This is a genomic window from Anaeromyxobacter diazotrophicus, assembly GCF_013340205.1.
GTDB classification, from domain to species: Bacteria; Myxococcota; Myxococcia; order Myxococcales; family Anaeromyxobacteraceae; genus Anaeromyxobacter_A; species Anaeromyxobacter_A diazotrophicus.
Genome location: NZ_BJTG01000001.1, coordinates 368,684 through 394,985 on the forward strand (window position 1 = coordinate 368,684; position 26,302 = coordinate 394,985).

20 protein-coding genes are annotated in these 26,302 nt (G+C 73.8%); 18 read left to right on the top strand and 2 right to left on the bottom strand.

Going from position 1 to position 26,302, the window contains the following annotated elements; genetic code table 11:
- The first annotated feature begins 81 nt into the window (after positions 1 to 81).
- The 15 genes from rpmE (at position 82) to gspN (ending at position 16,052) form a co-directional block, all read left to right on the top strand.
- A complete protein-coding gene (rpmE, locus tag HWY08_RS01660) occupies positions 82 to 483 on the top strand; it encodes a 50S ribosomal protein L31 (RefSeq protein ID WP_176062379.1) in 402 nt (133 codons plus the stop codon).
- Positions 484 to 602: 119 nt separating this feature from the next.
- Positions 603 to 812: a hypothetical protein gene (locus HWY08_RS01665; protein ID WP_176062380.1), complete on the top strand. Its 210-nt coding sequence runs from the start codon at positions 603 to 605 to the stop codon at positions 810 to 812.
- A gap of 22 nt (positions 813 to 834) precedes the next feature.
- Complete coding sequence (locus HWY08_RS01670; protein ID WP_176062381.1) at positions 835 to 2,253, top strand: sigma-54-dependent transcriptional regulator; 1,419 nt, start codon at positions 835 to 837, stop codon at positions 2,251 to 2,253.
- Between the two features lie 190 nt (positions 2,254 to 2,443).
- A complete protein-coding gene (gene gspC / locus HWY08_RS01675; protein ID WP_176062382.1) occupies positions 2,444 to 3,436 on the top strand; it encodes a type II secretion system protein GspC in 993 nt (330 codons plus the stop codon).
- 28 nt (positions 3,437 to 3,464) lie between these two features.
- On the top strand, positions 3,465 to 6,188 hold the full coding sequence (gene gspD, locus HWY08_RS01680) for a type II secretion system secretin GspD (RefSeq protein WP_176062383.1): 2,724 nt from the start codon (positions 3,465 to 3,467) through the stop codon (positions 6,186 to 6,188).
- 37 nt (positions 6,189 to 6,225) lie between these two features.
- Positions 6,226 to 8,016: a type II secretion system ATPase GspE gene (gene gspE, locus HWY08_RS01685; RefSeq protein ID WP_176062384.1), complete on the top strand. Its 1,791-nt coding sequence runs from the start codon at positions 6,226 to 6,228 to the stop codon at positions 8,014 to 8,016.
- A complete protein-coding gene (gene gspF, locus HWY08_RS01690) occupies positions 8,016 to 9,248 on the top strand; it encodes a type II secretion system inner membrane protein GspF (protein WP_176062385.1) in 1,233 nt (410 codons plus the stop codon). The genes gspE and gspF overlap by 1 nt, the downstream gene beginning before the upstream one ends.
- Positions 9,249 to 9,656, top strand: a complete 408-nt coding sequence (gene gspG / locus HWY08_RS01695) for a type II secretion system major pseudopilin GspG (protein ID WP_176062386.1) — start codon at positions 9,249 to 9,251, stop codon at positions 9,654 to 9,656.
- 6 nt (positions 9,657 to 9,662) lie between these two features.
- Positions 9,663 to 10,292: a type II secretion system protein gene (locus HWY08_RS01700; RefSeq protein ID WP_176062387.1), complete on the top strand. Its 630-nt coding sequence runs from the start codon at positions 9,663 to 9,665 to the stop codon at positions 10,290 to 10,292.
- On the top strand, positions 10,289 to 11,032 hold the full coding sequence (locus tag HWY08_RS01705; protein WP_235969398.1) for a prepilin-type N-terminal cleavage/methylation domain-containing protein: 744 nt from the start codon (positions 10,289 to 10,291) through the stop codon (positions 11,030 to 11,032). Before HWY08_RS01700 ends, HWY08_RS01705 begins: the two co-directional genes overlap by 4 nt.
- Positions 11,029 to 11,691, top strand: a complete 663-nt coding sequence (locus HWY08_RS01710) for a type II secretion system protein GspJ (RefSeq protein WP_235969399.1) — start codon at positions 11,029 to 11,031, stop codon at positions 11,689 to 11,691. Before HWY08_RS01705 ends, HWY08_RS01710 begins: the two co-directional genes overlap by 4 nt.
- Positions 11,692 to 11,693: 2 nt before the next feature.
- A complete protein-coding gene (locus HWY08_RS01715; RefSeq protein ID WP_176062388.1) occupies positions 11,694 to 13,073 on the top strand; it encodes a type II secretion system protein GspK in 1,380 nt (459 codons plus the stop codon).
- A gap of 2 nt (positions 13,074 to 13,075) precedes the next feature.
- Positions 13,076 to 14,560, top strand: coding sequence for a PilN domain-containing protein (locus HWY08_RS01720; protein WP_176062389.1), 1,485 nt, complete (start codon positions 13,076 to 13,078; stop codon positions 14,558 to 14,560).
- Between the two features lie 2 nt (positions 14,561 to 14,562).
- A complete protein-coding gene (locus tag HWY08_RS01725; protein ID WP_176062390.1) occupies positions 14,563 to 15,132 on the top strand; it encodes a type II secretion system protein M in 570 nt (189 codons plus the stop codon).
- A gap of 5 nt (positions 15,133 to 15,137) precedes the next feature.
- The gene (gene gspN, locus HWY08_RS01730; RefSeq protein ID WP_176062391.1) at positions 15,138 to 16,052 is read left to right on the top strand and encodes a type II secretion system protein GspN; all 915 of its coding nucleotides are present in this window, start codon (positions 15,138 to 15,140) and stop codon (positions 16,050 to 16,052) included.
- On the opposite strand, the gene HWY08_RS01735 is transcribed toward gspN, so the two are convergent.
- Both HWY08_RS01735 and HWY08_RS01740 read right to left on the bottom strand, forming a co-directional pair.
- The gene (locus HWY08_RS01735) at positions 15,943 to 16,959 is read right to left on the bottom strand and encodes an alpha/beta fold hydrolase (protein WP_176062392.1); all 1,017 of its coding nucleotides are present in this window, start codon (positions 16,957 to 16,959) and stop codon (positions 15,943 to 15,945) included. The genes gspN and HWY08_RS01735 overlap by 110 nt on opposite strands.
- A gap of 46 nt (positions 16,960 to 17,005) precedes the next feature.
- A complete protein-coding gene (locus HWY08_RS01740) occupies positions 17,006 to 19,477 on the bottom strand; it encodes a methyl-accepting chemotaxis protein (RefSeq protein ID WP_176062393.1) in 2,472 nt (823 codons plus the stop codon).
- A gap of 221 nt (positions 19,478 to 19,698) precedes the next feature.
- Between HWY08_RS01740 and smc the strand changes: the two genes are divergently transcribed.
- The 3 genes from smc to HWY08_RS01755 are packed head-to-tail and all read left to right on the top strand — an operon-like array spanning position 19,699 to position 26,285.
- Complete coding sequence (smc, locus tag HWY08_RS01745; protein ID WP_176062394.1) at positions 19,699 to 23,301, top strand: chromosome segregation protein SMC; 3,603 nt, start codon at positions 19,699 to 19,701, stop codon at positions 23,299 to 23,301.
- A 1-nt stretch (position 23,302) separates the two neighbouring features.
- Positions 23,303 to 24,649: a signal recognition particle-docking protein FtsY gene (gene ftsY / locus HWY08_RS01750; protein ID WP_176062395.1), complete on the top strand. Its 1,347-nt coding sequence runs from the start codon at positions 23,303 to 23,305 to the stop codon at positions 24,647 to 24,649.
- 1 nt (position 24,650) lies between these two features.
- Positions 24,651 to 26,285: a Na/Pi cotransporter family protein gene (locus tag HWY08_RS01755; protein ID WP_176062396.1), complete on the top strand. Its 1,635-nt coding sequence runs from the start codon at positions 24,651 to 24,653 to the stop codon at positions 26,283 to 26,285.
- Positions 26,286 to 26,302: the final 17 nt, after the last annotated feature.

The following is a 26,302-nucleotide window of genomic DNA, read 5'->3' on the forward strand; positions in this document are numbered from 1 at the left end:
CCCGAACCGACTAGATCCCGCCCCCTCGCGGCCCGGACCACGGCGCTCTCGCCGTGCAAGCGGCCGCTCCGAGAAGGAACCATGCGCGAAGGCATCCACCCCGACTACAAGCCGGCCAAGGTCACCTGCGCCTGCGGGAACGTCATCGAGACCCGCTCGACCCGCGGCGACTTCCACATCGAGATCTGCGCCAACTGCCACCCGTTCTTCACGGGCAAGCAGAAGATCATGGACACCGCCGGCCGCATCGAGCGCTTCAAGACGCGCTACGCCGCGACCCCGGCCGCGCCCGCCAAGGCCGAGGCGAAGGCCGCCCCCGCCAAGAAGGCGGAGCCGAAGAAGGCCGAGGCCTCCGAGAACCGCGCCGCCAAGCGCGCCAAGGCGAACGCCGGCAAGCCGAAGCCCAAGGCCGAGGCGAAGCCCGCCGAGGCGGCTCCCGAGGCGGCCCCGGCCGCCGAGGGCGGCGAGACGCCGACCGCGTAGCGCCACCCCGCTGCGCGTCGTCCCAGGCGGCGGTGCCCTCGCGGGCGCCGCCGCCTTCGTCTTCGCGGGGCGCGCGCCCGGCGCTTGCGTCGCCGCCGCCCGCGCTGTACTCAGCGCGCATGCCCCGTGCCCCCCTCGCCGCGCGCCTCGCCGGCCTCGCCGCCCTGGCGCTCCTCGCCGGGTGCCCGGAGGAGCGCCCGGGCGCCGAGAAGCAGATCCCCACCCAGCGCGTCCCGCCCGCCATGTCGGTCGAGCCCGCCCCCGCCGGCGCGGCCCCCGGCGACGCCGGGACCGCCGCCCCCGACGCGGGCGCGGCGCGGCGCCCGTAGCGGCGCGGTATAAAGGGCTCCGGTGGAGCCCCTCATCCTCATCGCCGACGACGAGCCCTCGAACCTCGAGTCGCTGGCGCGCATCTTCGCGCGCGAGGGCTGGAAGGTCGCGACCGCCGGCTCCGGGGCGGAGGCGCTCGACGTCCTCCGGCGCGAGCAGGTGGCGGTGCTCGTCACCGACCTCATGATGCCGGGGATGAGCGGGGAGGCCCTCCTGCGCGCCGCCCGCGCCGTCTCGCCCGAGACCGAGGTGGTGCTGGTGACCGCCTACGGCACCGTCGAGGCGGCGGTCTCCGCCATGAAGCTCGGCGCCTACGACTTCATCACCAAGCCCGTGAAGCGCCACGCCATCGTCAAGTCGGTGCGGCAGGCGCTCGAGAAGGCGTCGCTCGTCGCGGAGAACCGCGCGCTCAAGGCGCAGCTGGCGGGGCTCGGCGCGGCCGCCGCGCCGGGCGCGCTCGTCGGCAACGCCCCCGCCTTCCGCGCCGCCGTGAACGCGCTCGAGCAGGCCGCGCCCACCGCGGCCACGGTCCTGCTCGGCGGCGAGAGCGGCACCGGCAAGGAGCTGGCGGCGCGGCTCGTCCACGACCGGTCGCCGCGGGCGGCCGGGCCGTTCGTGCCCATCAACTGCGCCGCCATCCCCGAGACCATCCTCGAGTCGGAGCTCTTCGGCTACGAGCGGGGCGCGTTCACCGGCGCCGCCGCGCGCAAGGAGGGCCGCTTCGAGCGCGCGCACGGCGGCACGCTCTTCCTCGACGAGGTGGGCGAGATGTCGCCCGGACTTCAGGTCAAGCTCCTGCGCGTGCTGCAGGACGGCGTGGTGGAGCGGCTCGGCGGCACGCAGCCGGTCCAGGTCGACGTGCGGATCGTGGCGGCCACCAACAAGGAGCTCGCCGCCGAGGTGCGCGCGGGCCGCTTCCGCGAGGACCTCTTCTACCGGCTCAACGTCATCGCCGTCCGGCTGCCGCCGCTCCGGGAGCGGCGCGAGGACGTGCCGCTCCTCGCCAGCACCTTCCTCCGCCGCCTCTCGCTCAAGCACGGGAAGAGCCTCGAGGGGTTCACGCCGGCCGCGCTGGCGGCGCTCGAGGCGTCGCCCTGGCCCGGCAACGTGCGCGAGCTCGAGCACGCCGTCGAGCGCGCGGTGGTGCTGTCGCGCGGTGGGCTGGTCGACGAGACGGACCTCCCGGAGGCGGTGCGGCGGCCGCGCTCGGGCACCCCCGCCCCGGCCCCGGCCGGCTCCCTGGCCATCCCCCTCGGCACGCCGATGGAGGAGGTCGAGAAGATCGTGATCCGCGAGACGCTCCGGCAGACCCACGGCGACAAGACGCTCGCCGCGCAGATCCTGGGCATCGCCGCCCGCACGATCTACCGGAAGCTCGATCGCGACGAGAGCGGGCGGCTCGTCGAGCCCGGCGGGGGGCAGGGGCAGGACGTCCCCTAGGCGCTGCCAATTTGGCCGCGCCCGGGGCGCGCCGGGCGCGGCCTTGCCAAAATGACAAGGCCGCGGGCGGCGGTCGGGACCGCGCGGGCGAGCGTACGAGAAATCGCAAGCCGTCGCGGGCCGTTGCATGATGTCCCCGGCCGCCGTCGCTGGCACGCGCGTTGCTCACCACCTCCGGGGCGCTCCCCGCATGCTCGACCTCTTCTTCAGAAAATACGCCTGGACGGCCACCCTGCTGCTGCTCTTCGCGGCGGCGTGGCTCTGCGCACGCACCGTGAACACGGTGGTGGCGGCCGTCATCCGCCCGCGCCCGGCGGTCGACCTCAGCGCGCTCCCCTCCGCGGCGGCCCGCCCCGTCGCGCCGCCGCGGCTCGACTCCGAGCGGCTGTACGCGCTGGTCGGCCAGAAGCCGCCGGCGGCGCCCGCCGCCGGGCAGGAGGCGGGCGCGGGGGCGCAGCCGCAGGGGCCGCAGAACTGCGCCGATCGCAACGCGGCGCCGGTGAAGAGCGGCCTGCGCGCCCAGCTCGTGGCCGCGGTGATCTCCGACCACCCGCGCTCCTCCATCGCCTCCATCACCGACCTCAACACCCGCGAGACGCGCGTCTACGGCATCGGGGATCAGCTCCTCGGCGCGACCGTCCTCTCCATCGAGCGGCTGCGCGACGACCGCGACGCCACCGGCAGCGGGGTCAAGGTGGTCGCCATCGTCTGCGACGGCGGGCAGAAGCAGTACGTGGACTTCGAGCCGGGCGACGGCTCCGGCGCCCCGCCGCCGCGCCCGCTGGCGCGCCCGGGCGTCCCGGAGGAGGCGGAGCCCGCCGGCCCCAGCGCCGCCGAGGGCGTGAAGAAGCTCGCCGACAACCGGTACGAGGTGAAGAAGAAGTTCATCGACGAGACGCTCTCGAACCTGAACAACGTCGCCACCCAGGCGCGCATCGTCCCCTCGTTCAAGAACGGCGTCGCGAACGGCTTCAAGCTCTTCTCCATCCAGCCGGGCTCGCTCTACTCCGCCATCGGCGTGGAGAACGGCGACGTCATCCAGCGCATCAACGGGTACGAGATGAACTCGCCCGACAAGGCGCTGGAGGTCTACCAGAAGCTCCGCGAGACCCCGCACATCTCGATCGAGATCGAGCGCAACGGGCAGGTCATCCGCAAGGAGTACAACGTCACCGGTCCGTGAAGCACCGCGGCCCGCGACCCGAGACGCCATGCGCAAGCTCCTCCTCCTCCTCGCCGCCGTGCCGGCGCTGGCGCGTCCGCAGAGCGCCGCCGCCCCGCCCTACCCCGGCGCTCCTCCCCCGCCGCCGCCCGGCGCGGCGCAGTCGCCCGGCGCCCAGTCCTCGGCCGCGCGCGCGGCGCTGCAGGCGCAGCAGCAGGCGCAGCAGGCCCAGCCGCAGCTGCCCGCGCCCGCCCCCGCCCCGCGCGGCGTCCGCCCCGGCCCGCGCGTCCAGAGCACCCCGGGCGCGCCCGCCGGCACGGCCGCCGGCGCGGGCGCGGTGGCGCCGCCCGGCGCCGCCGGCGGCACGGCCCACGCCGACGGCGTCTGCAAGCCGATGGAGGGCAAGTTCCTCCTCGCCTTCAACAAGGCCGACATCGTCGACGTGCTGGAGCAGGCGAGCCGCTGGACGTGCCGCAACTTCGCGTACACGGACGACGTGGCGCGCGGGAAGATCTCGCTGCTCTCCAAGACCCCCGTCACCGCCGACGAGGCGTACGCCGCCTTCCTGGCGGCGCTCACCGCCAACAACATCGCCGTCTACCCGTCGGGCCGGTACCACAAGCTCGTCCGCATCGCGGACGCGAAGAAGACGGCCATCCCCACCTACCTCGACGACGGGTCGGTGGCGCCCGCCACCGAGCAGCCCATCACGAAGCTCTTCCGGCTGCGGTTCGCCGACCCGGATCAGCTGCGCGGCATCATGGGGAACTTCACCTCGCCCCAGGGCGCCGACATCCAGTCCATCCCGCCCGACGTCCTCATCATCACCGACCTCGGCCTCAACATCCGCCGCATCGAGCGCATGCTCGAGGCGCTGGACCGCCCCGGCTCCGGGGAGCTCATCCGCTTCATCCAGGTGCGCTACGCCGCGGCGCGCGACCTCGCCGACAAGGTGAACCAGGTGTTCCAGGCCACGCCGGGCCAGGCCGGCAAGCCCGGGCGGCGGCCGGTCATCGGCGGCGTCGCCACCGGCACGCCCGGCGCCCCCGCCCCGGCCCCGGCCCCGGGGGGCGCGGAGGACGGCGCGCTCTCCATCTCGAAGGTCATGGCCGACGAGCGCACCAACAAGCTCGTGGTCATCGCGGACGACAAGAGCTTCCAGCGCGTCAAGGACCTCGTCGACCAGCTCGACGTGCCGACCTCCGGCGAGGGGCAGATCCACGTCATCTTCATGCGGAACGCCACCGCCGAGGACCTGGCGCAGACGCTCTCGGCCCTGGCGCAGGGGCAGGCCTCGGCGCGCAAGAGCGGCACCCCCGGCGCGCCGGCCGGGATCGCGCCGCAGCCGTTCCAGCCGGTGCAGGCCGCCGCCGGCGCCGGCGGCACGCCCGGCGTCACCACCGCGGCGCTCTTCTCCGGCGAGGTGAAGGTCACCGCCGACAAGGTGGCGAACGCGCTCATCGTGCTCGCCAGCGGCTCCGACTTCGCCACCATCCAGCGGCTGGTGGACAAGCTCGACCGGCCGCGCCGGCAGGTCTTCGTGGAGGCGGTCATCCTCGAGGTGAACCTGCAGGACGAGAAGCAGTTCGGCGTCTCCGCCCACACCGCCATCCCCTACAAGACCTCCGACGGCACCGGCTACATCCCGCTCGGCTCGGAGACGGGCCGCATCAACTCCTTCAGCCCCACCAGCATCGTGCAGCTGGGCGGCTTCCTCACCGGCCTGGTCGGCCCGACCTCGGCCGAGCTCTCCTCGGTGCTGCCGGGCGTCCCCAGCCTGTCGGTGCTGGTGCAGGCGCTCCAGACCAACTCGGACGTGAACGTCATCTCGACGCCGCACATCCTCGCCTCCGACAACGAGGACGCCGAGATCACGGTCGGCCAGAACGTCCCGTTCCAGGCCGGGTACTCGGCGCTGAGCAGCCTCGGCAGCGCCGCCACCAGCAGCGGCACCAACACCAGCAACGTGAGCGGGCTCCTCGGGCTCGGCGGCATCAGCTCGCTCGTCGCGCCCATCCAGCGCCAGAACGTGGAGCTCCGGCTGCGCATCAAGCCGCAGATCACCGAGGGCGACAACGTCCGGCTCCAGATCGACGAGCAGACGGAGGAGATCGCGAGCAAGGATCCGCAGCTCGGGCCGACCACCGCCAAGCGCACCGTGAAGACGAACATCTCGGTGAAGGATCAGAGCACCATCGTCATCGGCGGCCTGATCCAGGACCGCACCATCCAGTCGGTGCACAAGACGCCGCTCCTGGGCGACATCCCGGTGCTCGGCTGGCTCTTCCGCGACAACGTCACCACCAAGACGAAGACGAACCTGCTGCTCTTCCTCACCCCGTACATCATCCGCGACCAGTCGGACTACCGGCGCATCTACGAGCGCAAGCGCCGCGAGCAGCAGGAGTTCCTGCAGGCGTTCTACGGCGAGCCGTCGAAGTACGAGCCCACGGTCGAGTACGACCGCAAGACGGGCCCCTACACGAAGCTCCGCAAGGACGTGGAGCTGGAGGGCCTGCGGCTCGAGAACGGCGGCCCCGGCGCGCCGGGCGAGAGCGCCATCACGCCCGGCGGGCGGGGGGGACCCCTCGCGCCGGCGTCGCCCGCGCCAGCGTCGCCTGCGCCCGGCGCCACGCCGCCCCCGCCCGCCGCGCCTCCCGCGCCGGCGCCGGGGGCCGCGCCGCCCGCCGAGGGTCCGGGGGCGGCTCCGGCGCCCGCTCCCGCGCCCGAGGCGAGCCCGTCCGAGCCGGCGCCGCAGGCGCCCTCGCCGTGAATGCGGCGCGGCCGCCGCGTGTTCTCTCGGGTTCACCATGACCGACCTCACCGCCGATCCCTTCACCTTCTCGACGCCGCTCGCGCCCGCGGCCGCGCCGGGCCTCGAGGGCCGCCCCCTGGGCGAGATCCTCGTCCAGCAGGCGCGCCTCGCGCCGGAGCGGCTCGAGGAGGCGCTCGCCGCCCAGCGCGGGGAGCACGCGGGCCAGCGCCTGGGGGAGATCCTGGTGCGCATGCGGGCGGTCTCCGAGGAGGACGTGCTGCGGGCGCTGGCCGCGCAGCTCGAGCTCCCGTTCCTGGAGCGCGTCGACGCCGAGGCACCGGCGGCGGAGCTGGCCAAGAAGATCCCCATCAACTTCGCCAAGACGGCGCGGGTGCTGCCGCTCGGGCCGGCAGCCGGCGGCGCGACGCGGGTGGCGGTGGCCGATCCGCTCGACACCGCCGCGCTCGACCAGCTCTCGATCCTGCTCGGCACCGCGCTCGAGCCCGAGCTGGCCACCTCGCAGGCGGTGCTCGACGCCATCAACTCCGTGTACGACCGCGCCGCGGACGAGCACGACAAGATCATGGAGGGCCTCGAGACCGAGGACCTGGAGTCGGTCGCCCACGAGCTGGAGGAGCCGACCGACCTCCTCGAGGCGGACGACGAGGCGCCCATCATCCGGCTCGTGAACTCGCTCCTCTTCCGGGCGGTGAAGGAGCGCGCGAGCGACATCCACATCAACCCCGAGGAGCGCGACCTCTCGGTCCGCTACCGCATCGACGGCGAGCTGCGCGAGGTGATCCGGCCGCCGAAGCGCATCCAGGCGGCGCTCGGCTCCCGCATCAAGATCATGGGCGGGCTCAACATCGCCGAGAAGCGGCTCCCGCAGGACGGCCGCATCCGCATCAAGATCGCGGGCAAGGACGTCGACATCCGCCTCTCCACCGTGCCCACCGCGCACGGGGAGCGGATCGTGATGCGGCTCCTCGACAAGTCGAACGTCCTCCTCGACCTCGAGCAGATCGGCTTCGAGCCGTGGCAGCTCGAGATCATGGACACGCTCATCACCCGCTCGCACGGGATCGTGCTCGTCACCGGGCCGACCGGCTCCGGCAAGACCACCACGCTCTACGCCGGCCTCTCCAAGATCAACTCGCCCAACCTCAACATCCTCACCATCGAGGACCCGGTCGAGATCCAGCTCCAGGGCGTGGGGCAGGTGCAGGTGAACCCCAAGATCGACCTCACCTTCGCCTCCGGGCTGCGCTCGTTCCTGCGCCAGGACCCGGACGTCATCCTGGTGGGCGAGATCCGCGACCTGGAGACGGCCGAGATCGCGATCCAGGCCTCGCTCACCGGCCACCTCGTGTTCTCCACGCTCCACACCAACGACGCCGCCGGCGCCATGACCCGGCTCGCCGACATGGGCGTGCAGCCGTTCCTGGTCGCCTCGTCGCTGGTGGGGGTGCTGGCGCAGCGGCTCGTGCGCGTCCTCTGCCCCGACTGCAAGAAGGCCTACGCGCCGACGCAGGAGGAGCTGGACCAGGCCAGCATCACGCCCGCCATCCTCGCCAAGGCCGGCAGCCCCGAGGTGCTCTACAAGGCGCAGGGCTGCCCGGCCTGCCAGCACACCGGGTACCAGGGCCGCACCGGCATCTACGAGCTCATGCTCGTCGACGACGACGTCCGGCAGCTCATCCTCAAGAACGTGGACTCCGGCACCATCAAGAAGGCGGCGGTCGAGCGCGGCATGATGACCCTGCTCGAGCACGGCGCCTACAAGGTGGCGCGCGGGATCACCACCGCGGCCGAGGTGCTGTCGGTGACGGCCGAGGACATCCACTAGTGCCCGTCTTCGAGTACAAGGCGCTCGACGCGCGCGGGAAGAGCATCGAGGGGCTCAAGGAGGCCGACTCGCCGAAGACCCTGCGCCAGGTGCTCCGGCGCGAGAACGTCTTCCTCACCGAGGTGCTCGGCCAGAAGGAGGCGGCGGCGGCCGCCAAGCGCGACGTCTCGATGCGGCGCTGGGTCGGCGGGCGCATCAACGCCGGCGACGTCGCCATCACCACCCGCCAGCTGGCGGTGCTGGTCGGGGCGGGCGTGCCGCTGGTCGAGGCGCTCGGGGCGCTCGTCGACCAGGTGGATCACGAGCGGATGAAGCGCGTCGTCTCCGACGTCCGCCAGCGGGTCAACGAGGGCAGCCCGCTCGCCGACGCCATGGCGGCGCAGGGCAAGGTGTTCTCGAACCTCTACGTGAACATGATCCGGGCCGGCGAGTCCTCGGGCGCGCTGGAGCTGGTGCTGGTCCGGCTGGCCGACTTCACCGAGTCGCAGGCGCGGCTCCGCTCGAAGATCGTCGGCACGCTCACCTACCCGGCCGCGATGCTCGGCATCGCCACCGTGATCATGGGCATCCTGTTCACGGTGGTGATCCCGAAGATCACCAAGATCTTCGACGACAGCAAGGTGACCCTGCCCTGGACCACCAAGGCGCTCATCGGCTTCTCGACCACCGTCCACGACTACTGGTGGCTCTTCTTCCTGCTCGCCGCCGGCGCGGTGGCGCTCTTCCTGCGCTGGCGCGAGACGCCGGCGGGCCGCGCCGTCTGGGATCGGAGGGTGCTCACCTTCCCCATCTTCGGCAGCCTCATCCGCCAGATCGCCATCGCCCGCTTCAGCCGCACGCTCGCCACGCTGCTCAAGAGCGGCGTCCCGCTCCTCACCTCGCTCGACATCGTGCGGAACATCGTCGGCAACGTGCGCCTGGCGCAGGTCATCGACGAGTCGCGCGAGGCCATCAAGGAGGGCGAGAGCATCGCCGCGCCGCTCAAGCGCTCCGGCGAGTTCCCGCCGCTCGTCTACCACATGGTCGCCATCGGGGAGCGCTCCGGTCAGCTCGAGGAGATGCTCACCAACGTGGCGAACGCCTACGACGCGCAGGTGGAGACCAAGGTCGGCGCCCTGACCGCGCTGCTCGAGCCGTTCATGATCGTCGGGATGGGCGTGGCGGTCGCGTTCATCGTCTTCTCGATCCTGATGCCCATCCTGCAGATCAACACCCTCGCCGGAGGAAGCTAGATGCGCTCTCGGAAGCTCGCGTCCAAGGCCGCGCAGCGCGGCATGACGCTCATCGAAATCATGGTGGTCATCACCATCCTCGGCCTCATCGCGGCCGCGGTGGCGGTGAACGTGGTCGGCCAGCTCTCCGACGCGAAGATCAAGCAGGCCAAGACCGACCTCCACACGCTCGAGAATTGCCTCGACCTCTACAAGGTGGACAAGGGCCGCTACCCCACGAGCGAGGAGGGTCTCCAGGCCGTGGTCGCCGCCGGCAAGTGCAAGGCCGGGCTCAAGGACCCCTGGCAGCACGACTACGTCTACTTCTACCCGGGCCAGGTCCACGCCGACGGCTTCGACATCAAGAGCTACGGGGCGGACGGCCAGCCCGGCGGCGAGGGCGAGAACGCCGACATCGTCAATCCGTGAGGTGGGATGAGGACGCGCCGCCGCCAGCAGGAGGGGTTCACCCTCATCGAATTGATGATCGTGATCGCCGTGGTGGGCGTGCTCTCCGCGGCGGCGGTGCCGTCCATCCGCGCCGTGACGGGCGCGAGCGCCCGCGGCGCGGCGGGTGAGCTCGCCGGCGCGGCGCGCTACCTCTTCGACACGGCCGCCCTCAGGCACCAGACCTGCCGGCTCGCGCTCGACCTCGACCACGCGAGCTGGTGGCCGGAGTGCGCCCCCGGCCGCGCCGCCGTCCCCAGGGCGGGCGATCGCGCGCCGCCGCCCGAGGACACGGCGGCGCTCGACGACCGCTTCCCGGACGAGCGCGACGCGGAGAAGCGCAAGCTGCTCGCCCGCTCCAGGTTCGGCGAGTTCAAGGACCGGCTCTCGAAGAAGCGCTCCCTGCCGGGCAGCGCCGGCTTCGCCGAGGTGTGGTCGGCGCACCAGCGCGACCCCGTCTCGAAGGGCATGGCCTACGTCTACTTCTACCCGAGCGGCCGCGCCGAGCCCTCGCGCATCGCCATCGCCGACGGGGACAACGTCTACTCGGTGGTGACCGAGGCGTTCACCGGGCGCGCCCGCGTCGTGACGGGCAAGCCGGAGCTGCCGCGGTCGTGAGGCGCCGCGGCTTCACGCTGCTCGAGGTCATGGTGGCCCTGGCGCTGCTCGCGGCGGCGCTGGTGGCGGTGGCCGACCTGTGTGGCAACGCGCTCCGCAACCACGCCTACGCCCGCGACCTCAGCGCGGCCACGCTGCTCGCCCGCGGCAAGCTGGCGGAGCTCGAGCAGAAGTACGAGGACCAGGGCTTCAAGGACTTCAACGAGGACGAGGAGGGCGACTTCTCCGACGCCGGCCGGCCCGACATGCGCTGGAAGCTCGAGCTCGTGAAGCCCGCCTCCGACCTCTCCGCCGAGCAGCTCATGGCGATGCTGGCCGGGACCTCCGACGTCGACCAGCTCATGGCGCGGGTCATGGGCGGGCTCGGCGGCGCGGCCGGGGCCGGTTCCAGCGGCTCCAGCGGCGCGAGCGGCCCGACCGGCGCGACGTCGGCGACCCCGCTCGCGGGCGTGGTGACGAACCTCCTCAAGACGCAGCTCACCGCCTTCGGCGAGATCGTGAAGAAGTCCCTGCGCGAGATGCGCTTCACCATCTCCTGGCGGGACGGGGCGGTGCCGCGCGGCTTCACCGTCACGACCCACCTGCTCGTCCTCAACCCGCGCGCGCCCAACAACGCCCGCGGCGACAACCCCGAGGTGCCGCCCAACCTGGGCAGCGCCGCCGCGGCGACGCCGGGCGCCATCCCCCCCCGGACCGGCGCCGGGGCCACCACCGGAGCCACGACGGGGGTGACGCGGTGAGCCGCCGCGGCTTCACGCTCATCGAGGTCATGATCGCGGTGGCCATCACCGCCGTCATCGGCGTGATGATCATGGGCGCCTTCCAGCGCACCTACGCCACGAAGGAGCTGACCGAGGCGCAGGAGGAGCGCTTCGGGTCGGCGCGGGTGACCCTGACCCGGCTCGCGCGCGAGCTCTCCGAGGCCTTCCTCTCCGACCACTACGACCTCACGCGCTTCCCGCGCGAGCGGCCCACGCTCTTCCGCGGCAAGGACGGCGGGGCGCAGGACGACCTGCTCTTCGCGACCATGAGCCACGAGCGCCTCTCGCGCGACGTGAAGGAGTCGGACCAGGCGGTGGTCGAGTACACGGTCGAGCCCGACCCCGATCGCCAGGGCGAGAGCGCGCTCTTCCGGCGCGAGAAGGCGCGGCTGGACGAGGAGCCCGACCGCGGCGGCGAGAAGGCCGTGGTCTGCGAGCACGTCTCGACCTTCGACGTGCAGTACTGGGACTGGAAGAAGCAGGAGTGGGCCCGCGAGTGGCTCTCGAACGGGCTCGAGCACACGAACATCCTCCCCACCCGGGTGAAGATCCGCCTGGGCGTGAAGGGCACCGACGGCAAGGAGCAGCTCTTCGAGACGCAGGCGCGGATCGCCATGATCCGCCCCTTGGGCTTCTGACCATGCGCGCACACCGACACGAGCGCGGGGCCGCCCTGCTGGTCGCCATCTCCGCCATCGCCATCCTCACGGCGGTGTCGGTGGACCTCGCCTACAACACGCGCGTCTCGCTCCAGACCGCCGCCAACGCGCGCGACGAGCTGCGCGCCACCTACCTCGCGAAGAGCAGCCTGGCGCTCTCGCGGCTGGTGCTGAACTTCCAGCAGCGGCTCGACGCCGCCACCGGCGGTACCACTGCGAGCCAGGCCCCGCCCGGCCAGACCGGCGCCGCGACCGCCAAGACCACCTCCGGCACCGCGCAGCAGGGCGGTCCGCTCGCGGGGCTGACCAGCGCGCTCGGCGGCCTGCACATCTCGCTGCGCCTGTGGGAGCTCGTGCCCGTCGACTCGACCATGGCCGCGCTCTTCCTGGGCGGGGCCGGGGCGGGCGCGGCGCGGCCGCCGCTGGTGGGCGCCTTCGCGCCGGCGGCGGGCGGCGGGGGCCCCGCCGGCGCGGGCGCTCCTCCGGCGGCGGGGGAACCGGAGGGCGCACGCCGCGCCTTCGGCGACGTGCAGGGCTCGTTTCACGCCACGATCGAGGACGAGGACCGCAAGATCAACCTGCGCCAGCTCAACGGCCTGGCCTACCAGCAGTTCGGGCAGGCCCTGCGCCTGGCGCAGCTCGTGAAGGACCCGCGCTGGGACTTCCTCTTCGACGAGGACGACGCGAACGGCTTGCGCGTCGGCCGCAAGGAGACGTTCGGCGCCCTCAAGGACTGGGTGGATCCCGACGAGACCGGCGACGTCTTCACGGGCGACCCGACGAAGCCGTTCGAGAACGGGTACGGCGACGAGAACGCGCTCTACGACCGGCTCCCCGACCGCTACAAGGCGAAGAACGCGCCCTTCGACTCGCTCGACGAGGTGTACATGGTGGCCGGGATCACCGACGCCTTCATGGCCGCCTTCGGCGACAAGCTCACCGTCTACCCGGACCTGAGCGCCACGATCAACGTGAACACCGACGACCCCCAGCAGCTGCTCGTGAACGCGCTGCTCATGTCGGAACCGCCGGGCGTGCCGCAGACGGTGGTGCTCGACCCCGCCTTCCTGGGGAAGCTGCAGGCGACGCTGCTGCTCCTGCGCCCGCTGCCGTTCCTCTCGCTCACGCCGCAGCAGTTCGCGGGGGCCCTGACCTCCCTGGGGGTGAAGGTCGGGGCCACCTACACGCAGGCCAACAGCCCGCAGAACCTCTTCAGCGACCGCTCGTCCACCTTCCACGTCCGCGCCGTCGGCGTGGCGGGGGACGTGAAGAAGACCATCGACGCGGTCGTCACCTTCGATCGCCGCGCCGAGGGGCTGGCCCAGGACCAGGGCCGCCTCCTCCACTGGCGCGAGGAGTAGCCATGCCGCAGCGCATCCTCGGACTCGACCTGGGGGCCACCGCCGCGCGGGCGGTGCTCCTCGAGAGCAGCTACCGCGGGTTCACCATCGCGGACGTCCGCGCCGCGCCCGTCGCGCCGGAGGCGGAGGGCGGGCCGCCCCTCCGCGAGCGGCAGCTGGCCGCGGCGGGGGCGCTCCTCGAGGACGGGCTCGCCTTCGACACGGCGCTGGTGGCGCTGCCCGGCCCCTCCGCCTCCCACGTCGTCTCGCTGCCGTTCACCGACCCCCGCCGCATCGAGCAGACGGTCGGCTTCGAGGTCGAGGGGCAGATCCCGTTCGATCTGACCGAGGTCGCCTGGGACTGGCAGGCGCTGCAGCTGGCCGAGGGCCGGGCGGACCTGCTGGTGGCGGTTGTGCGCAAGGAGGAGCTGGCGGCGCTGCTGGCCGGGCTCGCCCCGCTCGGCGTCGATCCGCGCGCCGTGCTGCCGCCGGGCCCCGCGCTGGCGGCGCTCTTCGGCGCGGGCGTGCTCGCCGGCGAGCTGGCCGCCGCGCCGGGCGAGGCCCCGCCGGCGGAGGCGGTGCTGGAGGTCGAGCCGGGCCGGGCCACGCTGGCGCTGGTGGCGGGCGGCGCCCTCGAGGGCGCCCGCACCTTCCCGCTCGGGGCGGCGATGCCGGTCGCGGCGCTGGCGCGCGAGGTGCGCTCCACCTTGCGCGCCTGGCGGCCGCGGGGCGGCGCCGCGGCGCGCCCGGTCGGCCGGCTGCTCCTCGCCGGCGAGGCGGCGCGGCTCCCCGGCCTCCCCGAGGCGTTGCAGGGCGAGGTGCAGGGACCCGTCGAGCCGCTCGCGCTCACGGGCCCGGCGGCCGAGCGCGTCCCGCCCGAGCAGGCGCCCGAGCTGGCGCTGGCGCTCGCCCTGGCGCTGCGGGGCCACCAGGGCGCGCGCGCCCCGCGGCTCAACCTGCGCCGCGGCGAGCTCGCCTACACCCGCGACTTCCAGCACGTGCGCGGGAAGGTGGTGCGGCTCGCCAGCTGGGCGGCGCTGGTGCTCCTGCTCGCCATGGTCTCGTCGGGGGTGAAGGTGTTCGCGCTCTCGCGGCAGGAGCAGCTCCTCGACCGCGCGCTCTGCGACGCCACCCAGAAGCTCGTGGGCAAGTGCTACGAGAACGACGAGCTGGCGGTGGCGGCGCTGCGCGGCAAGGGCACGCTGGCCGCCTCCATCCCGAAGAACTCGGCGCTGGACATCTTCACCGAGCTCTCGGTGCGCACGCCGCAGGACTTCTGGCTCAAGCTCGACCGCATCGAGATCACGCGCGACAAGCTGCACCTGCAGGGCGTCACCGACGCCGCCGAGAACGTGGACCGCGTGGTGACCGCGCTGCGCGGCTCGCGCTGCTTCGGCGACGCCCGCTCCGGCGGCGCGCGCAAGCGCTCCGGCGACGGCAAGTTCGAGTTCACCATCGACTCCGACCTCACCTGCGACACCGGCGAGAAGCCGGCCCCGAGGACGTGACCGTGGAGACGATCCGGAAGTGGAAGGCCGACCTCGAGGCGTGGTTCTCGCGGCTCGCCCCGCGCGAGCGGGTGATGGTGACCGCGGGGGCCATCGCGGTGGGCTGCTTCATCCTGTTCCTCACCTTCACCAAGGTGCAGCGCGGCATCGCCGCCCGCGAGGCGTCCGTCGACCGCAAGACGGAGGTCATCGCGCAGGTCGGGAAGCTGGCCGAGGGGTTCCGGCAGGCGCAGGCGGAGCGCGCCCAGCTGGAGGCGAAGCTCCGGGGGCCGCCGCTGCAGCTCATGAGCTTCGTGGCCCAGACCGGCCAGCGGCTCGGGATCGAGGTGACCGACCTCCGCCCCGGCACGCCCGGGGCCGCGGGCACGGGGGCGGCCAACCCGGTGGCGGAGGAAACGGTCGAGGTGAACCTCGCCAAGCTCGAGCTGCCGAAGCTGGCGGCCCTCCTCCAGGAGCTGGAGCGCGGGCCGGGAGTGGTCAAGGTGCGGCGGCTGGCGCTGCGCACGCGCACCGACGACCCGAACGCCGTGGACGCCACCATCGTCGTCGCCACCTACCAGCTCAAGGGGTGATCGCCGTGGACCTCGATCTCAAGCTCAAGCCGTGGCAGCGCTGGGCGGCGTACGGCCTCTTCGCGGCGGTGGCCTTCCTCGTCGCCCTGCGCCAGACGTTCCCCACCGAGGCGGTCAAGGAGCGGCTCGTCATGGAGGCGGCCGCCCAGGGGTGGCAGATCCGCGTGGCCGACGTCGGCCCGGCCGGCTTGCTCGGCGTGGCGATGACGAGCCTGTCCCTCGAGTCGCGCGAGGGGGTGCGCATCCCGGTCGAGCGGCTCGAGGCGACGGTGCGCCCCTGGTCGCTCCTGCGCGGCCGCCGCGGCTTCTCCTTCGACGCCGCGCTCTTCGAGGGGCGCGTGAAGGGGTACGCGGAGGAGGGCGGCGCCACGCGCCGGGTGAAGGCGGCGCTGGCCGGCCTCGATCTCTCGCGCGCGGTGCCGCTGCGGACGGCGACCGGGGTCGATCTGGCCGGCCTGGTGAGCGGCGACGTCGACCTCACCCTGGACGACGCCGAGCCGGCGAAGAGCTCCGGGCACGTCGACCTGGCGGTGCAGCGGGCGGCCGTGAACGGCGGCGCGCTGCCCATCCCCGGCATGGGCGGCGCGCTGACCCTGCCCCGCGTCGCGCTCGGCCAGCTCTCGGCGCACGCCACGGTGAAGGACGGGAAGCTCACCTTCGAGCAGCTGGAGACCAAGGGGGACGACCTGGAGCTGAACGGCGGCGGGCTCTACTGCGTGCTGCAGCCGCGCCTCGCCTTCTCGCCCATCTTCGGCAAGCTCTCCGTCCGCTTCCGCGACGCGTTCTGGCAGAAGAGCGGCACCGCCGGGTTCAAGAGCCTGGCGGAGATGGCGCTCGCGCCCGCGCGCGGGCGGGACGGCGCCTACGGCTTCCAGATCTTCGGGACGCTGTCCCAGCCGCAGGCGCGCCTGGCGCCTTGAGCGGCCCGCGCCCCCGCGCCCCGGGCAGCCCCGGGAGCGACAGCAGGATCTCGGCGGTGCGGTGGGGGCACTCGAGCTGCGGGCAGTGGCCGCAGTCCGGCACCGGCTCGTAGCGCACGCCCCGGAGCCGCTTCAGGTAGAAGGCGCGGCAGCCGTCCGGGATGAGGCGATCCCGCTCGCCCCAGACCAGCACCGCCGGGCTCCTCACCCGCGCCAGCTCCTCCTCCGAGAGGAAGTCCTCGGCGGTGAGGCTCGCCATGAGCTGGGCGACCGACGGCCGGCGCATGATCCGGCGGAAGTCCCACAGGAGCAGCCGCAGCGCGAGCGGCGGCCGGTGGAACATCCGGCGCAGCCACTCGTCCATCGTCCCGCGCTCCTCGGCCATCACCAGCCGGACGAAGTCGGCCCAGTCCTCGGCGCGGAGCGCCGGGCCTCCGGGGTTGATGAGGGCGAGCGCGTGGACGAGGTCCGGGCGGCGGGACGCCAGCTTGGCCGCGATCCAGCCGCCCATGGAGTTGCCCGCGACGTACGCGCCGTCCGGAGCCACGCGCTCGACCAGGCGCTCGGCCACGTCCACCAGCTCCGGGAAGGAGAGGAACTCGCGGCCGGCGGGCGGCCGCGAGCCGCCGTAGCCGGGCAGGTCCGGGACGACGAGGCGGTACCCGCGCCGCAGGAGGGGCACGACCGGGTAGAAGCTCAGGCCGGAGGCGCCGAGGCCGTGGAGGAGGACCAGCGTGGGCGGGTGAGGCGCGGCGCCGCCCCCGGCCGCCCGCAGCGCGGCGAGGTCGCGCCGGCCCGGGTGGAGCTCCGCGTACCAGACGCTCGAGCCCCCGAGGGGCACCCGCCGCAGCCGCGCGCCGCGCGCCCGCCACTCCAGCGCCACGAGGCGTCGTACCAGCTCGAGCATGTCGCACCTGGCAGGGCGGCGGCGGCCAGGCCCCCTACCCGCGCGATCAAATTTTGAACCTCCCGACGCTCTGCGCCAGGGCCTGCGAACGGTCCCCCATCCGCTCCGCCACCGAGGCCAGCTCCACCACCACGCCCTCCTGCTCCTGCGCGGTGCGCGTGAGCTGCGAGAGCAGGTCCCGCACGCGCCGGGTCGCGCCCTGGTGGGCCGCGGCGGCGCGCCGGATGTCCGCCAGCATCCCGTCGATCTGCTCCAGGCTCTCGAGCTGGCGCCGGCCCAGCCCCGTCTGCTCGTCGAGGGCGCGGGCGACCTTCTCGGCGACCGCCTTCACGCCCTTCGAGACCCCCTCCATGGCCGCGACGCTGCGGCCGACCATCTGGAGGGCGTCCGAGAGGACGCGCGTGCTGTCGGCCGCCTGCGAGACCAGGTTCGAGACGGCGCGCGTGGACTCGGCGTGCGCCTGCACCGCCTGCAGGATGGCGGCCGCGGTCTCGTGGCCCCGCGCGGTGGCGGTGCGGATCTCCTGCAGCGCGCCGAGCGAGCGCTGGGCCTGCGCTACCCCCCGCGAGGCCAGCTCGTCGCCGCGGTCGATGAGCCGGGCCGTCCCGTCCACGTCGTCGCGCACCGCGCCGATGATGCGCGCGATGGACTTGGTCGAGGAGGAGATCTGGGCGGCCAGCTCGCGGATCTGCTCCGCCACCACGGCGAAGGCCTTGCCGTGCTCGCCCGCCTGCGTGGCGATGATGGAGGCGTTCAGGGAGAGCAGGTTGGTGCGGCCGGCCACCTCGCCGATGAAGTCGAGGATCTGGTCGATGTCGTCCGACCGGCGGCCGAGCGCGGTGACGCGCTGCTTCGCATCACCCACCGCGCTGCGCAGCGCCTCCATCCCCGCGACCGCCTCGCCCACCACCTCGCCGGCGCGCTCGGCGATCTCCGCCGCCTGGGCCGCCGCGAGCTGGCTGCCCACCGCGGACGTCTCGAGCCCGCTGAGGGAGCCCGAGACCCCGGCGATGGTCCCCTGCGCCTGCCCGGCCAGCCCGTCCAGCGCGCCGACCTGCGCCTGCGCGCGCCGGCCGGCGGTGGCCAGCGCCTCGGCGTCCGCCCCAGCCCCGTCCACGCGCCGCTCCAGCTCGGCGGCGTGACGGCGCACCTCCTCCAGCGCCGCCGACATCTCGCCCACCGCCGCGGTGGTGGAGTGCACGTAGTCCGAGAGCCCGTCCACGCCGGTCGAGACGAGCGCCACCGAACCCTGCATCGCCTCGACCGCGGCCTGCACCGCCCGGACGCGCTCGTGCTCCTCGCGGGCGCCGCCCTGGACGCGCTCCCGGATGCGCCCCACCTCGCGCGTGCCCTGCTCCACCCCCGCGCTCGCGGTCTGGACGTCGCCCACCAGCGCCGAGAGGCCCTGGGTCATGCGTCGGAAGTCCGCCGCGAGCTGGCCGACCTCGTCGCGCGACACCGTCGGCGGGCGCACGGTGAGGTCGCCGGCGGCGATCCCGTCGGCCGCCTCCCCGAGCAGGCGCAGCGGCGCGGTGAGGCTCTGCGCGGCGAGCCACACGAGGAGCGCCGTCGCCGCCAGCAGCAGCGCCCCGAGCAGCGTGGCGTCGCCGAAGAAGGCGGACCGCCGCGCCTCCAGCGGCGCCTCGGACAGGAAGCTCACCAGCGTGCGCGCCCCGGCGGCGCGCCGCAGGCGCCAGCCCCCCGGCACCTCCTCGACCCCGGCGCCAGGGCCGCGCGCCTCGGCGAGCTCGGGCACGTCCCCGCCGGCGCGCGCCAGCACCTGCCCCTCGGCCCCCAGCACGGCGGTCGGCGCGCCGGTCGCGACGAAGACCAGCTCGGCCGCGGCGGCGGGCTCCCGCCGCTCGACCGCCAGCCAGCGGGCGGCGTGCTCCTGCACGGCCGCGGTGGCGTCGACGTGCTGGCGGTCGGTGTCCGCCCGGTACCGCTCGTACGCGACCCCGCCCAGCATGAGCGCCGTCATCCCCACCAGGCTGCAGCAGAGCAGGGCCACCTTGCGCCGCACGCTGCTGCCGCCCCACTGCCCGGAGGCGCGCAGCGCGACCAGGGCGGGCGCCACCGCGTTCGCCGCCACCGAGTACGCCAGCCCGGCCTGCAGGAGGGCGAACGCGACGGCGATCGCGGCGCCCGCCGCGGCCACGTCCCGCCCGAGATCCTGCCGCAGCTCCGCCAGCTCGATCCCGGCCGTGAGCACGGCGCTCGTCGCGAACAGCGTCGCCGTCAGCGCCGTGGGCAGGCGCAGCGCGGCCGCGGCGGCCTGCTCCCGGGCGGCGTCGGTCGCGGCCTCGCCGAGCCCGGCCGAGATCGGCCGGGCCAGCAGCGCGGTGGTGGCCACGGCGACGGTGAAGTAGACGACCGCCGCGACGAGGAGCCCGAGGTCCGCCGTGGCGCGGTGCACGCCCGCGACCGGGGCGAACACCTCGAAGCAGTACAGCTCGAGCGCGACCGGCAAGAGCAGGACACCGACGACGCGGAGGAGGAGCGGGCGGAGGAAGGGCATGCCGCCCGCGAGTGTACCGTCGGGGAGCCCCGTTCAGGCAGGCAGCGGCCGTGGGACGCGTGACCCTACATGGCTTGTCAGGCAACGGCCCGGATTCATGGGGAAAACCGCGGGACAGCCGGGACCCACCCCCTCCGTTTGCCGACCCGTTCGATCCGAAAAAGCCCCGATCATTCCGGGGCTTGGTTGAACCGACCCATGGGGTGTGCTACGAGCGATCCATGCGCATCAAGCGCCTCGATATCGTGGGCTTCAAGTCGTTCATGGACCGCACCGTCGTCGCGTTCGCGGACGGCGTGACCGGCGTCGTCGGACCGAACGGCTGCGGCAAGTCGAACGTCGCCGACTCGATCCGCTGGGTGCTCGGAGAGCAGTCGGCCCGCCAGCTCCGCGGCCGGTCCATGGAGGACGTCATCTTCAACGGCTCGGAGTCGAAGCCGCCGCTGTCGATGGCCGAGGTGCTCATCACCTTCGAGAACGACCGCCCGAGCGAGCTGCCGGCGCAGTACCAGGGGTTCGGCGAGATCACCGTCGGCCGCCGCCTGTTCCGCACCGGCGAGTCCGAGTACCTCATCAACAAGGTGCCGGCGCGCCTGCTCGACGTGAACGACCTGTTCATGGGCTCGGGCGTCGGCCGGACCGCCTACTCCATCATCGAGCAGGGCCGCATCGGCCAGATCGTCTCGGCGCGCCCCGAGGACCGCCGCTCCATCATCGAGGAGGCGGCCGGCATCACGAAGTACAAGAAGCGCCGCGAGGCCGCCGAGCGGAAGATGGAGGCGACGCAGCAGAACCTCATGCGCGTCGCCGACCTGGTGCAGGAGCTCGGCAAGCAGCTCGAGAGCCTCAACCGGCAGGCGCGCAAGGCCGAGAAGTACAAGACCCTCAAGGCGCAGATCCGCGAGCTGGAGCTGGCGCAGGCGGCGAGCCGCTTCCTCGAGATCACCGCCCTGCGGCGCGCGGCCGAGGAGCAGAAGGCGGTGGCCGAGGCGGAGGCGCGCGAGCTCTCGGCGCGGCTCGCCGAGGTCGAGGCGGCCATCGACGCGGAGCGGACCGCGCTGGGCGGCCTGGAGGCGCGGGCGCAGGAGCTCGGGCAGCGCGAGCACGAGCTGGCGAGCCAGGCGCGCGTCTCGCAGGTCTCGGTGGAGGCGGCGGCGCGCGAGCTGGAGGGCGTCGGCGAGCGCACGCGGGCGCAGGCGGCCGAGGTGGAGTCCCTGAAGGCGCAGGCCGAGGCGCTGGCGGCGGAGCGGACCGGGCTCGAGCAGCAGCGCGACGAGCTCGGCGCGCTGGGCGGCGCCGACGAGGCGCGGCTCTCCGAGTCGGAGGCGAAGCTGCGCGACCTCGCCCGCGAGGCGGCGGCGCTGCAGGAGCAGGCCGAGGCCGCCCGCGCCGAGGCGAGCGCGGCGCTGGGCCGGGCCGCCGGCCACCGCAGCCAGCTGCAGCAGCTCGAGCGGCAGCGCGCGGATCTGGCCGCCCGGCTGGCCAAGAACCGCGGCGAGGCGGACGACATCGCGCGCCGGTCGGGCCAGCTCGACGGCGCCCGCACCCAGTACGTCGACAAGCTGGGCAAGACCCGGCAGCTCAAGCTCCGCCTGGAGGCGGAGCGCGGCGCGCAGGAGGAGACGCTCGAGCGCACCCGCTCCGAGTTCATCCAGAACGAGGCCAAGCTCATCACCCTGCGCGAGGAGCTGGGCGACAAGCGCGCCCGGCTCACCTCGCTCACCGAGGTGATGCGCAACTACGAGGGGTACGGCCGCGGCGTGCGCAGCCTCATGACCCGCGCCGGCCAGGGCGAGGCGCCGAAGGACCACGGCATCTTCGGGCTGGTGGCGGACGTGGTCTCGGCGCCGCCCGAGTACGAGACCGCGGTCGAGGCGGTGCTGGGCGAGCGCCTCCAGTACGTCATCGTGGAGAGCCACTCCCAGGGCGTCGAGGCCATCGACTTCCTGAAGAGCGCCGCCGAGGGGCGCGCCTCGCTCATCCCGCTGGCGCGCCTGCGCGAGGCCGACGCCTCGCCCGCCGAGGGGCTGCGCGACCAGGACGGCTTCGTCGCCGCCTGCCTCGACGTGGTGCGGTTCGACCCGGCCTACGAGAAGGTGGCGCGCTTCCTCCTCGGCGACGCGGTCATCGTGCGCGACCTGCCGAGCGCGCTCGCCGCCTGGCAGTCGGCCGCCCAGAAACGCACGCTCGTCACCCTCGACGGCGAGGTGCTCGACCCGTACGGCGTCGTCACCGGCGGCCCGCTGGAGGGCGAGGGGCACGGCGCGCTGCAGCGGCGGCGCGAGGTGCAGGAGCTGGAGGAGACGGTCCGCCACTTCGAGGCCGACTTCGCGCTGGCGCAGGAGCGCCACCGCACCCTGCAGGCGCGGGTGCTGCAGCTCGAGGCGGCGCTCAAGTCCCTCGACAAGGACGGCCGCGAGAAGGACCTGGCGGTGCTGGAGCAGGAGAAGGACCTGGCCCGCATCGGCGAGGAGCTGGAGCGCAACGCCCAGCGGGTGGGGCAGCTCGAGGTGGAGCGCGCCGCGCTCGACGAGGGGGTGGCGGCGCTCGGGCTGGAGGAGGAGGAGCACCGGGTCCAGGCCGCCACCGCCGAGGCCGAGCAGTCGCGGGCCGAGGAGCGCGCCCGCGAGGCGGCGCAGGGCGCCGAGCGGATGAAGCAGGCCGGCGACGTCCTCACCGCGCAGCTCATGAACCTCAAGGTGAAGGTGGCCGCCGACGCCGAGCGCAAGGAGTCGCTGGCGACCGCGCTCAAGCGGCTCGAGGACGCCCGCCGCGAGGTCGAGGATCGCCGCGCCCGGCTGTTCGCCGCGCTGTCGGAGGCGAACGCCCGCGCCGCCGAGCTGCGCGGCCGGATCGAGGGGACGCACGTCGACATGGATCGGCTCTCCGCCGAGCACGGGCAGGTCAAGGAGGCGCTGGCGGCGGAGCGCGCCGCGCTGGAGGCGGCCGCGGCCGGGCTGCGCGCCCGCGACGCCGAGGTGCGGGCGGTGCGGCAGCGGGCGGAGGCGGTGGGCCAGGCCGCCGGCGAGGCGGCGCTCACCGCGCGCGAGCAGGCGCTGGCGCTCACCCACCTCGAGGAGCAGATCCACGAGCGCTGCCAGGTCGAGCTCAAGTGGGAGGTGCAGCGCTTCCACATGCAGCGGCCCCCCTCCGACGCCGAGCGCGAGCGGCTGGAGGAGCTCAAGGCCCAGGCCGAGCGCATGGGCGCCATCAACCTGACCGCCATCGAGGAGTACGACGAGCTGTCGAAGCGCCACGCCTTCCTGAGCGCGCAGAAGGGCGACCTGGAGGCCTCGATGGCCGACCTCAAGGCGGCCATCGTCAAGATCAACCGCGCCTCGCGCGAGCGGTTCCGCGAGACCTTCGACCTCGTGAACGAGAAGTTCCAGCAGGTCTTCCCGCGGCTCTTCAACGGCGGGCGCGCCGGCCTGGCGCTCACCCAGGACCCGGACGGCGGCGGGGTGGAGGGCGGCGTCGAGATCTTCGCGCAGCCGCCCGGCAAGAAGCTGCAGAGCGTGAACCTGCTCTCCGGCGGCGAGAAGGCGCTCACCGCCGTCTCGCTCATCTTCGCCATCTTCCTCATCAAGCCCACCCCCTTCTGCCTCCTCGACGAGGTCGACGCGCCGCTCGACGAGGCGAACGTCGGCCGCTACAACGAGCTGGTGAAGGAGATGAGCAAGGCGAGCCAGTTCATCCTCATCACGCACAACAAGCGCACGATGGAGATGGTCGACACCATCTACGGCGTCACCATGGAGGAGCCGGGCGTCTCGAAGCTCGTCTCGGTGAAGCTCTCGCAGCGCGAGCAGTCGGCGGCCGCCTGACATGCGCATCCCGCTCGCCCTGACCGCGACCGACCAGGCCGTCGTCGCCGCGCTGGCGGTGGCGCTGCTCCTGGTGCTCGCGGCGGCGGTGCTGGTGCTGCGGCGCCGCCGCCGGCCGCCGCTCGCCCCGCCGCCGGCCGCGCCCGAGCTGCCGCCCGCCCAGCGGCGCGCGCCGCCCCCCGCCGCCCCGCCGCCCCCGGCGCGGGAGGCGGAGCCCGCGCTCGGGCGCGAGGAGCGCGAGGCGCGCCGCAAGGAGGAGTACCGGCGCAAGAAGGAGGAGGAGCGGCTCGAGCGGGAGCGCCGGCGGGCGGCCCAGGAGGAGGAGGCGCGCCGCGCGCGGGAGGAGGCGGAGCGGGCCGCGCGCGAGGCCGAGGAGGCGCGCCAGCGCGAGGAGGAGGAGCGGCGGCGCCGCGCCGAGGCCGAGGCGGGCCGCACGCTCGCCGCGGGCCTCGCGAAGACGCGGGGCGGCTTCATGGCCCGCCTCGAGGCGCTCTTCACCGGCGGCAAGCCGGTGGACGAGGCGGTGCTGGCCGACCTGGAGGAGGTGCTGTTCACCGCCGACATCGGGGTGCAGACGGCCACCCGGCTCCTCGAGTCCGCCCGCGAGCGCGTGAAGCGCAAGGAGCTCGCCGATCCCTCCCGGCTCCGCGCGGTGCTGCGCGAGGACATCGAGCGCATCCTCACCCTCGACGGGCGCGGGGGCGCGAGCGAGGGGCTCGCGATCGGGCCGGCGCGGCCGTACGTGGTCATGGTGGTGGGCGTGAACGGCAGCGGGAAGACCACCACCGTCGGGAAGCTGGCCGCGAAGCTCCAGCAGGGCGGCCACAGCGTGCTGCTCGGGGCGGGGGACACCTTCCGGGCCGCGGCCGGCGAGCAGCTCGAGATCTGGGCCGAGCGCGTGGGCGCGCCGGTGGTGCGCGCGCCCGAGGGCGCCGACCCGGCCAGCGTCTGCTTCGAGGCGGTGAAGCAGGGCGTCGAGCGGGGCGTGGACGTGGTGCTGTGCGACACGGCCGGGCGCCTCCACACCAAGGCGCCCCTCATGGAGGAGCTCAAGAAGGTGAAGCGCGTCATGGCCAAGGCCTCCCCGGGCGCGCCGCACGAGGTGCTGCTCGTCCTCGACTCCACCAACGGCCAGAACGCCATCGCGCAGGCGCGGCAGTTCCACGACGCGCTCGGCGTCACCGGGCTCGTCCTCACCAAGCTCGACGGCACCGCCAAGGGCGGCGTCGTGATCGGCATCTGCGACGAGCTGAAGCTCCCCGTGCGGTACGTCGGCGTGGGCGAGCAGGTGGCCGACCTGCGGCCGTTCTCGCCCCACGAGTTCGTCGAGGCGCTGTTCGAGGGGTGAGATGAGCTTCCTGGACCTGACGGTCCTCCTGGGCGGGCTGGCCATCTTCCTCCACGGCCTGGGCCTCGCCCGCGAGGGGCTGCAGGTCGTGGCGGGCGAGCGGCTGCGCACGCTCCTGTTCGCGCTGACCCGCAACCGGGTGGTCGGGCTCGTCTCGGGCGCGGTCGTCACCACCATCGTCCAGTCCTCGACGGCGGTGACGGTGATGCTGGTCGGGTTCGCCGCCTCGAGCCTCATGACCCTGCCGCAGGCCATGGCGGTGGTGCTGGGCGCGGACATCGGCACCACCGTCACGGTCCAGCTCATCGCCTTCCGGCTCACCCCCTACGCGCTCCTGCTGGTCGCGCTCGGCTTCGCGCTGCGCTTCTTCACCCGCAAGCGGCGCGTCCGGTACGCGGGCGAAGCGGTGATGGGGATCGGGCTGCTCTTCTTCGGCCTGAAGCTCATGAGCGACGCCACGCTGCCGCTGCGGGGATCGCCGCTCTTCGCCACCGTGCTCGCGCACCTCGCGACCACGCCCTTCGCCGGGCTGGCGGCCGGCGCCGCCGCCACCCTGCTCATGCAGGGCTCGGCGCCGACCATCGGGCTCCTCATCGCGCTCGCGACCTCGGGCAGCATGTCGATGGCGGCGGCGGCGCCGCTCGTCCTCGGCGCCAACATCGGCACCACCCTCACGCCCATCGTGGCCGCCGCCGGCCAGGCGCCGGCCGGGAAGCGCGTGGCCTTCGCCCACGCGCTCTTCAAGCTGCTCGGGGTGGCCGGGTTCCTCCCCTTCATCGGCGCCTTCACCCGGCTCGCCGAGCGGACCGCGCCGGACGTGCCCCGCCAGATCGCGAACGCGCACTCCATCTTCAACCTGTGCACCGCGCTCGTCTTCCTGCCCTTCGTCGGCGTCGGGGCGCGGCTCGTCTCGCGGCTCTACCCCGACGGCGGCGGCCGCGAGCGCTTCGGGCCCCGCTACCTCGACCCGCGCGCCATCGAGAGTCCGGCGCTCGCCTTCGGCAACGCCCAGCGCGAGTTCCTGCGCATGGCCGACATCGTGGCGGACATGGTGAAGGACTGCCTCCGCTGCTTCGAGGAGGGCGGCGTCGACCTGGCGGCCGAGATCGAGGCGCGCGACGACCAGGTCGACATCCTGAACCGGGAGATCCGCTTCTACCTGGCGCGGCTGGGCCAGGAGGCGATGACCCGCGAGCAGGCCGACCGGCAGATGGAGCTCATCAGCCTCGCCTCCGACGTGGAGAACGCCGGCGACCTGGTGAACCGCAACATCCTGGCGCTGGCCCGCAAGAAGGCCGCGCACGGGCTCGCCTTCTCCAGGGAGGGCTGGGCCGACATCCGGGAGTTCCACGGTAAGGTCTCGGAGAACCTCGACCTGGCGCTGGTGGCCTTCTCCAGCGCGGACGAGGAGATCGCGCGCAAGGTGCTGCGCCACCGGCAGAAGCTCATGGACATCGAGGCCGAGCTCAAGGAGAAGCACATCGCCCGGCTCAACCAGGGGCTGCGCGAGTCGCTCGAGACCTCCAGCGTGCACCTCGACCTGCTCGCCTACCTGCGCACCGTGAACCTGCACATGGGCAACCTGGCCGAGGCGGTGGTGCGCCGGCGCGAGCGCGACCAGGACCGCCGGGAGTAGCCGCGCCCCGGCCCGCT